General features: G+C 44.4%; 15 protein-coding genes and 2 riboswitches. Of the genes, 10 read left to right on the forward strand and 5 right to left on the reverse strand.

Features of this window, described 5'->3' with window-relative positions; translation table 11 throughout:
- The first annotated feature begins 33 nt into the window (after positions 1 to 33).
- On the forward strand, positions 34 to 231 hold the full coding sequence (locus AC0OMU_RS20675) for a hypothetical protein (RefSeq protein ID WP_041520077.1): 198 nt from the start codon (positions 34 to 36) through the stop codon (positions 229 to 231).
- Positions 232 to 244: 13 nt separating this feature from the next.
- On the opposite strand, the gene AC0OMU_RS20680 is transcribed toward AC0OMU_RS20675, so the two are convergent.
- The 3 genes from AC0OMU_RS20680 to AC0OMU_RS20690 form a co-directional block, all read right to left on the reverse strand.
- Positions 245 to 1,084, reverse strand: coding sequence for a polysaccharide deacetylase family protein (locus AC0OMU_RS20680; RefSeq protein ID WP_038829093.1), 840 nt, complete (start codon positions 1,082 to 1,084; stop codon positions 245 to 247).
- A 104-nt stretch (positions 1,085 to 1,188) separates the two neighbouring features.
- Positions 1,189 to 2,286, reverse strand: a complete 1,098-nt coding sequence (msmX, locus tag AC0OMU_RS20685; protein ID WP_003242648.1) for a maltodextrin ABC transporter ATP-binding protein MsmX — start codon at positions 2,284 to 2,286, stop codon at positions 1,189 to 1,191.
- 120 nt (positions 2,287 to 2,406) lie between these two features.
- Entirely contained in the window at positions 2,407 to 3,300 is an 894-nt protein-coding gene (locus AC0OMU_RS20690; protein WP_474241462.1) for a PucR family transcriptional regulator, read from the reverse strand.
- 183 nt (positions 3,301 to 3,483) lie between these two features.
- Between AC0OMU_RS20690 and AC0OMU_RS20695 the strand changes: the two genes are divergently transcribed.
- Positions 3,484 to 4,941 carry an aldehyde dehydrogenase family protein gene (locus AC0OMU_RS20695; protein WP_474241464.1) on the forward strand — a complete coding sequence of 486 codons (1,458 nt, stop codon included), beginning with the start codon at positions 3,484 to 3,486 and terminating at the stop codon, positions 4,939 to 4,941.
- A gap of 41 nt (positions 4,942 to 4,982) precedes the next feature.
- On the opposite strand, the gene AC0OMU_RS20700 is transcribed toward AC0OMU_RS20695, so the two are convergent.
- Entirely contained in the window at positions 4,983 to 5,819 is an 837-nt protein-coding gene (locus AC0OMU_RS20700) for a YitT family protein (RefSeq protein ID WP_181220309.1), read from the reverse strand.
- Between the two features lie 76 nt (positions 5,820 to 5,895).
- Positions 5,896 to 5,998, reverse strand: a riboswitch (guanidine-I (ykkC/yxkD leader).
- Between the two features lie 389 nt (positions 5,999 to 6,387).
- Here AC0OMU_RS20700 and AC0OMU_RS20705 point away from each other — a divergent pair.
- Positions 6,388 to 6,930: a DUF4352 domain-containing protein gene (locus tag AC0OMU_RS20705; protein ID WP_120028571.1), complete on the forward strand. Its 543-nt coding sequence runs from the start codon at positions 6,388 to 6,390 to the stop codon at positions 6,928 to 6,930.
- A gap of 74 nt (positions 6,931 to 7,004) precedes the next feature.
- Here the strand turns inward: AC0OMU_RS20705 and galE are convergent, their stop codons facing one another.
- Positions 7,005 to 8,024, reverse strand: a complete 1,020-nt coding sequence (galE, locus tag AC0OMU_RS20710) for a UDP-glucose 4-epimerase GalE (protein ID WP_210215898.1) — start codon at positions 8,022 to 8,024, stop codon at positions 7,005 to 7,007.
- A 240-nt stretch (positions 8,025 to 8,264) separates the two neighbouring features.
- On the opposite strand from galE, the gene AC0OMU_RS20715 reads away from it, so the two are divergent.
- The 7 genes from AC0OMU_RS20715 (at position 8,265) to AC0OMU_RS20745 (ending at position 13,303) form a co-directional block, all read left to right on the forward strand.
- Positions 8,265 to 8,738 (forward strand): CcdC protein domain-containing protein, encoded by a 474-nt coding sequence (locus AC0OMU_RS20715; RefSeq protein ID WP_474241466.1) that lies wholly within the window; start codon positions 8,265 to 8,267, stop codon positions 8,736 to 8,738.
- Between the two features lie 17 nt (positions 8,739 to 8,755).
- Positions 8,756 to 9,976 (forward strand): two-component system sensor histidine kinase YxjM, encoded by a 1,221-nt coding sequence (gene yxjM, locus AC0OMU_RS20720; RefSeq protein WP_474241467.1) that lies wholly within the window; start codon positions 8,756 to 8,758, stop codon positions 9,974 to 9,976.
- Entirely contained in the window at positions 9,963 to 10,619 is a 657-nt protein-coding gene (gene yxjL, locus AC0OMU_RS20725) for a two-component system response regulator YxJL (RefSeq protein WP_327841021.1), read from the forward strand. Before yxjM ends, yxjL begins: the two co-directional genes overlap by 14 nt.
- A gap of 49 nt (positions 10,620 to 10,668) precedes the next feature.
- Complete coding sequence (gene pepT / locus AC0OMU_RS20730) at positions 10,669 to 11,901, forward strand: peptidase T (protein WP_474241469.1); 1,233 nt, start codon at positions 10,669 to 10,671, stop codon at positions 11,899 to 11,901.
- A 104-nt stretch (positions 11,902 to 12,005) separates the two neighbouring features.
- Positions 12,006 to 12,134: a hypothetical protein gene (locus tag AC0OMU_RS20735; protein ID WP_003227241.1), complete on the forward strand. Its 129-nt coding sequence runs from the start codon at positions 12,006 to 12,008 to the stop codon at positions 12,132 to 12,134.
- A 289-nt stretch (positions 12,135 to 12,423) separates the two neighbouring features.
- Positions 12,424 to 12,687 carry a hypothetical protein gene (locus tag AC0OMU_RS20740; protein ID WP_041518123.1) on the forward strand — a complete coding sequence of 88 codons (264 nt, stop codon included), beginning with the start codon at positions 12,424 to 12,426 and terminating at the stop codon, positions 12,685 to 12,687.
- Between the two features lie 127 nt (positions 12,688 to 12,814).
- On the forward strand, positions 12,815 to 13,303 hold the full coding sequence (locus AC0OMU_RS20745) for an LURP-one-related/scramblase family protein (protein ID WP_474241472.1): 489 nt from the start codon (positions 12,815 to 12,817) through the stop codon (positions 13,301 to 13,303).
- 65 nt (positions 13,304 to 13,368) lie between these two features.
- Positions 13,369 to 13,475, forward strand: a riboswitch (SAM riboswitch).
- Positions 13,476 to 13,533: the final 58 nt, after the last annotated feature.

Below are 13,533 nucleotides of genomic sequence, written 5' to 3' on the forward strand. Positions count from 1 at the left end.
AACAGATATGGTGAAAAAAGGGAGTGACCAGAAGTGATAGTGATCTTATTGATAATAGCTATTATTGTTTTTCTTTCAGTCATTCAGCCGCAGTCATCGGAAAATAAAAGCCGCCAGCAGGCGGACAGCGGGTATTTCGGTTATTCAGATCATAGCTCGCACCATGATGGATGCGGCAGTGACGGAGGTTTCAGCGATTCCGGCTGTGGCGGCGGAGGGGGCGGCGATTAAACGCCGCCTTTTTTTATTTCATTGATTCGATGTACGCACCAAAAGCCGAGCCCGACATGCCTGGGGACACGCGCACACGATGGAGGGCATACATTCCCTGGTCTCTCGAAGCCGCGCCCGGTTCTGTCGTCACGCCCATTTGATAGCCTGTTTTTTCAGCGGCCTTCAGCGTCTCCTCATTGTAGCGCCCTACCGGATAGCTGATGATGGTGGTTTGCTGATGAAACATGTTGTCAAACAGCTTTTTCGAATCAGCCATCTCACTTTGCTGCTGTTGAGGCGTTAATCCGTTCAGTTCAAGGTGGTCAATCGTATGGCTTTCAATCGATATGCCGTGCTGTGCCATTTCCTTCATTTGTTCCTCTGTCAGATGGTGCTTATGTCCGATCGATTTGCCGATCATAAAAATCGTTGCCTTCATCCCGTACTTTTTCAGCACCGGATACGCATCTTGATAATTGTCGGTGTACCCGTCATCAAATGTGATCAGCACGCACTTCTCACTCGGTTTTTTATCCTGCGTCAGCATGAGATACGCCTCTTTCGGCGTTAATGTCTGATAGCCGTTATCATGAAGCCACTTCATATGCGCCTCGAATTCTTTTTTTGGCACACGGAGGCTGTTTCCTGAAGAAATGCTGTGGTACATCAAAATCGGCAGCTTTGCCGGTTTCTCTGTTTTGATCCATGCGGATGTATCGTCTTCTTTTTTCTGAACTTGTACTGCCTTTTTTTCCGGTTTCTTTTGTTCCGCTTTTGGCATCGGCTGCTCTGCATTCGCCTCTTGATCAGCGCAAGCCGCAAGCGCCAAACAGCTGCCCAAAAGAAAGACGCTTAAAAACAATCGTTTCATCGTTCTCCTGCTTTCTGTCTATTTCTTCCTCCTTTTTCATCGGTTTGATTCTGAGATTTTCAATAGCAAAAAACCGGACATCCCCATGTCCGGTTTTTTTGATCTTATCGAATTCTCACTTCTGTCTCACTGTCAAAGAAATGGCCTTTGTTCATATCAAATGCGACCGTCAGCTCATCGCCCGATTGAATATCGAGGCGGGCGTCGATCCGCGCAATAAAGTCTTGGTTGTCGATCTGCGAATAAATCATGATTTCAGAACCGAGCAGCTCTGCAACATTGATTTTCGCCTTAATCGAAGAGTTCTTATATGATTCCACGACAATCAATTCATCATGTATATCCTCAGGACGGATGCCGAAGATGACCTCTTTGCCGATGTAGCCTTTTTCACGCAGCACTTTCATTTTTCCTTCCGGGACGGTTAATGCCGCAGAACCGATTTTGATTAAGCCATCCGTGAGCTTTCCTTTGAAAAAGTTCATCGCCGGTGATCCGATAAACCCGCCGACAAAGACGTTTTCAGGGAATTCATAAACATCCTTCGGCGTCCCGATCTGCTGAATTTTCCCATCTTTCATGACTACGATCCGTGTCGCCATCGTCAGCGCTTCTGTCTGGTCATGCGTCACATAAATCGTAGTAGTCTGCAGTCTCTGGTGGAGCTTAATGATTTCCGCCCGCATTTGCACCCTCAGCTTCGCATCCAGGTTTGACAAAGGCTCATCCATCAGGAACACCTTTGCATCCCGCACGATTGCCCGGCCCAGCGCAACCCGCTGTCTCTGTCCGCCTGACAGCGCTTTCGGTTTACGGTGCAAATATTCCTCCAGCCCGAGAATTTTAGCAGCTTCCTCTACTCTTTTTTTGATTTCAGGCTTCGGCATTTTCCGAAGCTTGAGCCCGAACGCGATATTATCGTAGACCGTCATATGCGGATAGAGCGCGTAGTTCTGAAATACCATCGCGATATCCCTGTCCTTTGGCGCTACATCATTGACCCGTTTTCCTTCAATATAAAAATCGCCTTTCGAAATTTCTTCAAGTCCTGCGACCATTCGCAGCGTCGTTGATTTCCCGCAGCCGGACGGGCCGACGAATACGATAAATTCCTTATCGGCAATATGAAGGTTAAAGTCATCAACCGCCGGTTCCTTTTGATCATAAAATTTATAAATGTGCTCCATCCGCAATTCAGCCATCTAACATCCCCCTTTGTTATTGTAAACGCTTTCTTATATTGAGTGTAACAGCAATTCCCTCTCGCTAAAATGGGCAGCGTTCATAAAATCACCCAGCCATTTTTCGTGCATATTTCCAATTTATTCTGAACTTTCATTTTGCAGGCAGATAAAATAGGCAAGAAGCGCGCCTTTGTACGATTTAATATCAATCCCTGACCGCTCAATAAATTTATCAATCCGATATTGCAGGCTGTTGCGATGCAGATGCAGCTTTTTCGCTGTTAATGTGACGTTTGAGTTGTTTTCAATAAACAGCTTAATGGTCTTCCTTAGCTCAGCTTCACTTCCAAATAAAAGCTCAGCTTCTTCAGAGAGCAGCGTTTCCAGTTTTTCTTTTTCTGTTTCTAATAATAGAAAAGGAAAGATCATCTCAAAGGTCACACTCTGCACCTGAGGCAGCCTTTTTTCAGCAAACAGGAAATACGCCTGTTCACGAGCGTAATGTTTTCGCAGACACTCATCCGGCTCGTAAAATCTTCCGGCGTAAAAACGGACACTGAAGTAGAAATCACTTTCAAGAACCTTCGCAAGCGATTCCAGTTCGTCCTTCTCCGCCGTCGCTTCACTTTCCTGCTCGACAATCACGCCTCTGTCCTCATGGATCCACACAATCACCAAAGACACCGGCCAAAAATGGCGAACCGCTTCCGTAAAGGACGTCCTTTCTATTTTGCCGAATAAATGAAAGTGAACAAATCTCGTCCGTTTCTTTATATACGCCGGCAATTCCCCTCTGGAAAAAAGGAATGAAAACCACTTGTTTTCCTCAGGTGATTTCATAGACAGTTGATTGCCCTCATCCGCAGGCGTCAAAAATGACTGCAGCACCAATACTTCTTTTTCACTGATCTCTGTTTTCGGAATGGAGATATATCTCTGATTGCTCTCATCAAAAAAACATAGACAGCCTTCCCTTATGCAAAGCTCCTCAGACACAATCGAACCGGGATAAATAGCCAGCAGCGATTTCATAGAGTCTCCTCTCTTATGTAAGGATCTGTATATTCAGTATAAGGCGAAACACACATGTTCTCCACTAAAAAAGAGTATATCCGGTATAGATAGACGAGAAACTGAAAGGGAAACCTCATTCGTTTACATATTGGCTTCAGCGGAAATAGAAGAGGATATGCAGGACCAAAGGAGGGTCATCTTATGAGTTTCGAAACGTTAAACAAAAGTTTTATCAACGGAAAATGGACTGAGGGAGAAAGCGGACGTACGGAGGACATTTTGAATCCGTATGACCAGTCTGTGATCACAACAGCATCTTTGGCAACGGGCAAACAGCTGGAGGATGCGTTTGACATTGCAAGGAAAGCTCAAAAAGAGTGGGCCAAGAGCACAACGGAAGATCGAAAAGCCGTCCTGCAAAAAGCGCGCGGCTATTTACAGGAAAACCGTGATGACATCATCATGATGATCGCCCGCGAAACTGGCGGAACGATTATTAAATCAACGATCGAGCTGGAACAAACGATTGCGATTTTAGATGAAGCCATGACGTATACTTGTGAATTAGGCGGCGTCAAAGAGGTGTCATCCGACATTGAAGGGAAAACCAATAAGATTTACCGCCTTCCGCTAGGTGTCATTTCATCGATTTCTCCATTTAATTTTCCAATGAATTTATCTATGAGATCCATTGCGCCCGCAATTGCGCTGGGTAACAGTGTTGTTCACAAGCCTGATATCCAAACTGCTATTTCCGGCGGGACCATCATTGCGAAAGCGTTTGAACACGCCGGTCTTCCTGCCGGTGTCCTTAACGTCATGCTGACGGATGTAAAGGAAATCGGGGACGGCATGCTCACCAATCCAATCCCGAGATTAATCAGCTTTACAGGATCAACAGCAGTCGGGCGCCACATCGGTGAAATCGCCGGGCGTTCCTTCAAACGAATGGCACTTGAGCTCGGCGGCAACAATCCATTTGCCGTTCTTTCAGATGCGGATGTCGATCGTGCTGTGGATGCCGCGATTTTCGGAAAATTTATTCACCAGGGACAAATCTGTATGATTATCAACAGGATCATCGTTCATCAAGAGGTGTACGATGAGTTTGTAGAAAAGTTCACCGCCCGTGTCAAACAGCTTCCGTACGGCGATCAAACCGATCCGAAAACCGTTGTCGGCCCGCTGATCAACGAGCGCCAAATCGAGAAAGCGCTAGAGATCATTGAGCAGGCAAAGGCAGACGGCATTGAGCTTGCGGTTGAAGGAAAACGTGTCGGAAACGTGCTCACGCCGTACGTCTTTGTCGGTGCGCACAACAACAGCAAAATTGCACAAACGGAGCTGTTTGCGCCAATCGCGACCATTATTAAATCTGGTAGCGATCAGGAAGCGATTGACATGGCAAATGATACTGAATACGGCCTCAGCTCTGCGGTTTTCACTTCTGATTTAGAAAAAGGCGAAAAGTTCGCCCTGCAAATTGACAGCGGCATGACCCATGTCAACGACCAGTCCGTCAATGATTCGCCGAATATTGCCTTTGGCGGAAACAAAGCAAGCGGTGTCGGCCGCTTCGGTAATCCGTGGGTCGTCGAGGAATTTACCGTGACCAAATGGATTTCGATACAGAAGCAATACCGCAAATATCCGTTCTAAATGAAAAAATCCCTCTGCTTCAAGTACAGAGGGATTTTTCTTTATTTAGATATATCCACAAACCCTTCGCCAAACACATCGCGTACGTCATGAACGATCACAAACGCTTTTTTGTCGCAGCTTCTAATGATTTTTTTCAGCATAGACAGCTCCTGTTTGTTAATGACGATATACAAAATCTCTTTTGATTGGCCCGTATAATTTCCCTTCCCTGATAAAATCGTCACGCCCCGATCCATCAAGGTATTTACCTGCTCTGCAATCTCACTCTTATTTTCTGAAATGACCGTAATGGCTTTTTTCGTATTCAAACCTTCAATAATGAAATCCATCACTTTGGTACCGATATACAGCATCACGATCGTAAACATCATTTTTTCTGCACCAATAATAAAATAAGAGCTAAATACTACAATTAAATCAAAAAACAAGAGTGCATAGCTGATATTCCAGTCTAAATATTTATTAGCAATTCTGGCCAGAATCGCGGAACCAGCCGTCGTCCCGCCGACCCGGATAATCATGCCGATCCCGACTCCGGCAAATACACCTGCGAAAATCGTATTAATGATCAATTCATCAGACGGAATGCTCCACCCATGTGTCAGATGAAGAAAAAGCGAATTTGCCGCAACCGCAATGATCGTATAAACCGTTGTTTTTCCATCAAGAAACTTGTAGCCGATTAAAAGCAAAAACGCATTTAAGGTAAAGTTCGTGACACCAGGAGACCATTGAAACAGATAATACAAAATCAGCGTAATCCCAGTGACTCCGCCTTCCCCAAGATCATTGGGAATCGCAAATAAATTAACCGCAAGCGCGAAGAAAAAAGCGCCAATCACAAGCATAAGTACATCCAGCATTCTCTTTTTCATCACGAAAACACTCCTTCTCATTGTTCTGTTCTAGCAAATAAAAAAACCCAGGAGAACGCTCTCGAAAAAGAGCAGAAACTCCTGGGCTTTTATCCCACCGTGTCATAACAGCCAAGCTGCTATGTGTTTTCTCTCGGTCACAGTCCAATTTGCATTGCGGAACCCTAGAAAACCACTGTTTTTATCATATCCTTTTCACTTTCCAATATTAGCATTATAAGGGACGGTTCGAATTGGTTCAAGGGGTATTTGCGGAGTTTTCATCAGATAAGCTGGAAGAAAATACGATTTATCTATTAAAAAAAGAACAGATATAACCGATAAGAAAAAAAGCATATATTTTACAAGTGAATTTAACTATAAATGATAATAATTATAAGAAATTCATAATTTTATATTGACTAAGTGAAATAATATAGGCATTATAGTACATATGTTTCATACATTTTATTACATAGGAGGAAATATAATGGCAGGAAAACTAGTACCCTGTAAAGCTTGCGGTCAAGAAATTGCAAAGGGTGTAAAAAAATGTCCTAACTGCGGTAAGGATCAACGTAACTTTTTTATGCGACATAAAATCATTACGTTTATTCTCGCAGTTGTTGTCATCATTATTATCGGTAATATGATTGGCGGCGGAGGCGGCTCAGAAGCCACTTCCAAAACATCAAGCAGCAGCAAAGCAGAAACTGAAAAAACATACAATATCGGTGATACCGTAAAAACTGAAAAAACTGAAGTAACAGTTACGAAGGTAGAGGACAGAGATACTGTCGGTACTCAATATGTTGAAAAGAAAGCATCTGATGGTGGTACAATTGTAGCAGTTCAATATACAATTAAAAACGTATCTAAAAAGCCGATTAGCTCTTTTTCAATTCCAACTGTTAAATTAGTTGATGCTGATGGCACTTCTTATGATGCAGATATCGATGCTTCTTCAACCTATGCAACTGAGACAAAAGTTGACAACTCTAAAATATTAAGTGATCTAAATCCTAATATTAAAGTAACAGATGTGAAAGCATTTGAGGTGGACAAGGAAGCTTATGCAAAAGGCACTTGGAAACTAAAATTCAGTAATGATGTTATTGTGAAAATCAAATAACAGCTAACAAGGGTGCCTGAACAGGCACCCTTGTTCTTTAAAAAAGGCCTTCTCTATTGAGAAGGCCTCCATTCTTATTCCGCACTCTTATACCCATTCACATTAGAAGACTGCCATCTCCAGGAATCAGCACACATTTCCTCAAGGCCGCGTTTCGCTTCCCAGCCCAGTTCCCGCTTGGCTTTCGCAGGATCTGCAAAGCATGTGGCGATGTCTCCCGGTCGGCGGTCCGCAAAACGGTACGGAACCTCTTTCCCTGACACTTTTTCAAAGGCTTTGACCATTTCAAGCACGCTGTAGCCTGTGCCTGTTCCAAGGTTGTATGCATCGGCTCCTGTAGAGTTCAATACTTTTTCCAGCGCCTTGACGTGGCCTTCTGCGAGATCAACGACGTGAATATAATCGCGTACGCCTGTCCCGTCTTTTGTCGGATAGTCATTTCCGAATACGCTTAATTGCTCGAGCTTCCCGACTGCTACCTGTGCCACATACGGCATAAGGTTATTTGGGATTCCGTTCGGGTCTTCACCGATCCGTCCGCTTGGATGCGCGCCGAACGGGTTAAAGTAACGAAGCAGTGCAACGCTCCACTCATTGTCGGCTGTATGCAAATCACGCAATATTTGTTCAAGCATGAGCTTCGTCTGCCCATAAGGATTTGTCGCGCCTAATGGAAAGTCCTCCGTAATCGGCGATGTTTCCGGAACGCCGTACACTGTCGCAGATGAACTGAATACGATTTTCTTGACGCCGAATTTCTCCATGGCCTCGCATAAAATAAACGTTCCTGTCAGATTGTTATGATAATATTTGAGGGGAATCGCAACAGATTCACCGACTGCTTTTAACCCAGCAAAATGAATCACAGCTTCGATTTCATTTTCAGCAAAAACGGAATCTACCGCTTCCCGGTCCAATAAATCCGCTTCGTAGAACGTTAAATCTTTTCCCGTAATCTCCTTGACACGGTTCAGCGCCTCAGCCGAACTGTTGGACAGATTATCAAGAACAACAATCTCGTAGCCGCTGTTCAATAATTCAACACATGTGTGGCTGCCAATGTACCCGGCACCGCCAGTAACAAGTATTGCCATGATGTAAACCCTCCTAAAAAATGACCTATTTTCATTATATAGTGTTTAGAACCGGTCCACATCCATTTTTAAGAAGTTTAATCGTTTATTAATAGTTTTTTCATATGTTATCAGCATTTTCACGCCATGTTACATGACTTTATGCAGCGAGAACAAGTCTAGCAGCTGAAAAATCAATCTGCCGGTTGACGTTTTTCTTTCCTATTTTCGCTATGCTTAATCCAGAAAGGATTTGATGACATGGCGATGAGCCCTTATATTTTTATTGTATTGATTCTTATTATTTTATCGATGTACCGGGAGAGAACTGTCAGACCCGGGAAGTTGCTGATCATTCCGCTGCTGCTGTTATGGGGCGTATCCGCTTCGTTTCAGCCGGCGTATTTTCATTCCGTATTACATGTGGCGATCAGCGGCATTTTATTACTGATCGGGCTGGCCTGCGGGTTTGGCATTGGAAAGATGGTAAACGTGCGGATTCACCCGGAAACCGGAAAGGTCACTTCACGCGGCTCACTTGGGAGTGTTATCCTCATTCTAGTGATACTTTCTTTGCGCATGGCCGCGAGAACATGGCTGCCTGAGAGCAACGAGATGTTTATTGCCATTATTCATTCTATGTTCTTCGTTCCCCTCGGCACCATTACAGCCCGCAACATTATGCTTTACAAAGCATACAGACGGCTGACCGCCGGCAAAGTATCCATTCAATAACCGAAAGAAGGACCAGCATGAACGGACAAACTCCGGCTCGGCACTACTACAGGAAGCTTGTGCCGAGCCTTATTCTCATTTTGAATTGCATACAATTTTTATCTCATCCAACTAAGGCTGATCCCATTTTGTTAGCATTTGTATTTGCGGTATACTTAGCATTCATTTGGATCATTCCCTATGTGGCATCCACTGCTGTTAGTTTGAGCATATTCATTGGACTCTGGCTCCTGACCGATTTCTTTTGGGCTGTTTCCGGCCAAGAGCAGGGAGCCGCCTATTTTTTGATTGTATTTTTAATGATATATGCCGCCTTTAGACTCCCTTCACGGCTATCCTTGATCTTCACAGCATGTTTAATTGGAGGCAACATATTACTCCTATCCTCATATGGAGGAAGCTTGAATACCATCATCAGCAACATCTCGATCATGCTCGGGCTCTACGTCCTCTTCTCCTCCATGCGTTTCAGACGAGAAGCGAGAAGGGAGGCTGAACGGAATCATGCTGAATTGGCAAAAATGCATGTGCAGCTGGAGCATGCTCATAAAGAACTCCAGAAAGCGCATGCAGAGCTGCAGGAGGCTTCTGTTCTTTCATTAAGGTACGCGGTCCTTGAGGAGCGTACAAGAATTGCCCGCGACATTCATGACAGCATCGGTCACGAGCTGACTTCTGTGATTGTTCAGCTTCAATCTCTTCCCTATATCCTCAAAAGCAGCAAGGAGGATTCAGAAAAAGTCATTCAAAATGTACTGAGTGTCGCCAGGGAATGTCTTCAAGAAGTACGGTCTGTCGTTCACCAAATGGGCCGTAGTGAATCGATGGTGGGGCTTACCGCTTTGCGGGGGCTCATTCATCAAGTGGAGGAACGGAGCGGCTTGCACGTTTCTTTAGATACTGCCGGACTGTCAGAAGAGTCTTGGCCTCCAAACGTGAGCGAAACGATCTACCGCATCTTGCAGGAAGCGCTGACCAATATCATTCGTCACGCTGACGCTTCTCATGCGGCAGCCGTCATTTCTAACGACAAGTCCCATCTCTATATCACAATCACCGACGACGGACAATTCACCGGCAGCCTTACTTATGGATTTGGCCTGACAGGAATGAAAGAGCGCGCAGAAAAAGCAGGCGGTTCCCTTACTTTCAGTGCCGTACAGCCGAGCGGCCTGAAAATTGAGCTGTCATTGCCGCTCATGACAACGAATAAGGAGCAAAAAGATGAACAAAGATAACATACGCGTCGCGCTTGCCGATGATCAGCCGCTTGTGCGTGAAGGCTTCCGCTACGTCATCAACGCACAGACGGATATGACGGTTTCTGGTGAGGCCGGCGACGGTCACGATATTATAGCACTCGCAAAACAAACAAAACCCGATGTTATCCTCATGGATGTCCAGATGCCGCATTGCTCAGGCATCGAAGCGGCGAAAGACATTATGTCCGCACTTCCAAATACAAAGATAGTCATTTTAACCACCTTTGACACGGAAGAATACGTATTTGAAGGCATCCGTGCGGGCGCAGTCGGCTATCTGCTGAAGGATACACTTCCTGAAGAGTTGATAGATGCGATTCGCGCTGCGGCGAGAGGCGAGGCGATTTTCCGTACAGTCACAGCTGCTAAAATTATCAGTGAGACATTTCGGGCGAAGCAACAGCCCCATCCAGAAGAACTGGCAGAGCCGTTCACCAAAAGAGAGCTTGAGGTTCTTCAGCAAATGGCCTACGGACTGAGAAATGAGGATATTGCTGAAAAGCTTTTCGTCAGTGAAAGCACTGTGAAAACCCACGTGCACCGCATCCTGCAAAAATGCAATGCCCAAGACCGGACACAGGCAGTCGTTTTTGCCATTCGAAACGGTATTGTGCGATAGAAATCTCTCATCCCGCCATGCTAAAATAAGACAAAGGAGATGATTGGAAATGAAAGAAGAAATCATTGAACGGTTTACTACATATGTAAAAGTCGACACACAGTCCGATGAATCCGTTGACACTTGTCCTTCCACACCCGGCCAATTGACATTAGGAAACATGCTCGTTGATGAATTGAAGTCCATCGGCATGCAGGATGCAGCCATTGATGAAAACGGCTATGTCATGGCAACTCTTCCCTCCAATACTGAAAAAGACGTGCCGACAATCGGCTTTCTCGCTCACGTCGACACCGCTACAGACTTTACCGGCAAAAACGTGAATCCGCAAATCATCGAAAGCTATGATGGAAAAGACATCGTTCTTAACGAAAAGCTGCAGGTCACCCTGTCACCTGATCAATTCCCTGAGCTGTCTGGCTATAAGGGCCATACACTCATCACCACAGACGGCACCACCCTTCTCGGCGCAGACAATAAGGCCGGTATCGCTGAAATCATGACAGCCATGGATTACCTCATCAAACACCCTGAAATCAAGCACGGCACAATCAGAGTCGCCTTTACGCCTGATGAAGAAATCGGAAGAGGGCCGCACAAATTTGATGTGAAACGGTTCAATGCATCCTTTGCCTACACGGTTGACGGCGGGCCGCTCGGCGAGCTTGAATATGAAAGCTTCAATGCCGCTGCCGCAAAAATTACGATTAAAGGCAACAACGTACATCCCGGAACAGCTAAAGGAAAAATGATCAACTCTGCGAAAATCGCGATGAAGCTGAACAGCCTGCTGCCGGCAGACGAAGCGCCTGAATATACGGAAGGCTATGAAGGCTTCTACCACCTGCTGTCGATTCAAGGAGACGTAGAGGAATCAAAGCTCCACTACATTATCAGAGACTTTGACAAAGAGAATTTCCAAAACAGAAAAGAAACAATTAAGCGTGCCGTTGAAGAACTTCAAAACGAATACGGGCAAGACCGGATTCTGCTGGATATGAACGACCAATACTACAACATGAGAGAGAAAATTGAACCTGTCATCGAAATCGTCAACATCGCCAAGCAAGCGATGGAAAACCTCGGCATCGAACCGAAGATTTCTCCCATCCGCGGCGGCACCGACGGATCGCAGCTGTCCTACATGGGGCTTCCAACGCCAAACATCTTTACAGGCGGGGAAAATTTCCACGGCAAATTTGAATACATCTCAGTTGACAACATGGTCAAAGCCGTAAATGTCATCGTTGAGATCGCAAAGCAGTTTGAAGCGCAAGCGTAATGCCAAAAGCCAGTCCAAAAAAGGACTGGTTTTTCTGTGTGAAAATGAAACATTTTAAACACGTCCTCCGTAAAACAAGTATCAACAAATGAGGAGGAAAAACAATGACAAAACATGCAATCGCTGCAAAGAGTCTCTTGAAAAAATGGATCATTTCCAGGCCGCTTAACATGCAAAAGAAATCCAGCCCATTTCAAAAAATCAGAAAAATGTTCAAACGCTTCTTCAAATAAAACATTCAAATCCCCAAAATACAATCCGTATTCACCCGTACCGCCCAAATGCTCCGTAATTTGGGTTTTTTGTGTTCAATTCCGAAAAATAGGGTATAAACCAAACAAGCAAGAAAACAGCACCCATAAACAGGTAATTCGAATTACGTAAACTTAGGTTAAAAGTTATATAAAGGAATTTATTTTACCGTCGATAGTAACTATAGAACCACTCATCAACAAGAGCAAACAGCGTGATTCAAGACTATTTTCAGGTCATCAGGTTATACTGTTTTAGAGGGACAGTTTCTTGTTATTTATTGATTTAGAATTTTTTGAATACTTTTTGGCATTTTATCCGTACAATAGAGAGTACCAAAACTTTTTTTGGGAGGTATGTAATATGATCCTATTTATTATCATCGCATTATGCGGCTATCTTCTTTTTTCTTTCAGCAAGGACAATCGCCGCAAACCGCAAAAGACAAGCCCTCTGCCAGCAGCCGCACCTCATCAAAACAACCTAATCGACCTTGACGCCATCCGCCAAAAACGCCGGATGCATCTTTCCTAATTCTATATTTCAAACGAAAAGGCTGCTGAATCACGCAGCCTTTTAAAATTGTTTTGATTAGAGCCTGAAACCTTTTCGCCCTCTATCCGTAATTTCATACAAGGCAAATCCAAAGGAGACTTCAGCAATGATCGAGTTATTTATGAAACAAAAAATGTTCTCATTTAAAGATGCATTTCACATTTATGACCGGGACGAACAAGAAACATTCAAGGTGGAGGGGCGTTTTTTCTCGTTAGGAGACTCATTACAAATGACAGATACATCCGGAAAAACGCTCGTTTCCATAGAACAAAAACTAATGTCTTTATTGCCGCGCTATGAGATTTCAATTGGCGGGAAAACAGTTTGTGAGGTAACGAAGAAAGTAACGTTTTTCAAACCGAAATTTGTGATTTCCGGGCTTAACTGGGAAATCGATGGTGATTTATGGAGGGATGAATTCCAGCTGACGGACGGGGAAAATGTCCGGATGTCAGTGAGCAAAAAGTGGCTCAGCTGGGGTGATTCCTATCACTTGCAGATTGCAAACGAGGAAGATGTTCTAATTTGCACTGCCATCGCTATCTTGCTTGATATGGTTTTATATAACGATGAAGATGAAAGTATTTTCTAAAAAGCATTGACAATTGATCCAAAAGTAATAATATTAAGATAATTGAAATCTGAATATGAAGTTGTACCTTATCAAGAGAGGTGGAGGGACTGGCCCTATGATACCCGGCAACCGCTGTTTCAAACAGAATGGTGCTAAATCCTTAAGAACATTGCGTTCTTGCAGATGAGGCGGAGATTTGATCGTTCAAGCTCTTCCTTCACAAAGGAAGAGCTTTTTACATGCTCAAT

The sequence above is a fragment of the Bacillus sp. FAU18 genome, from assembly GCF_056033885.1.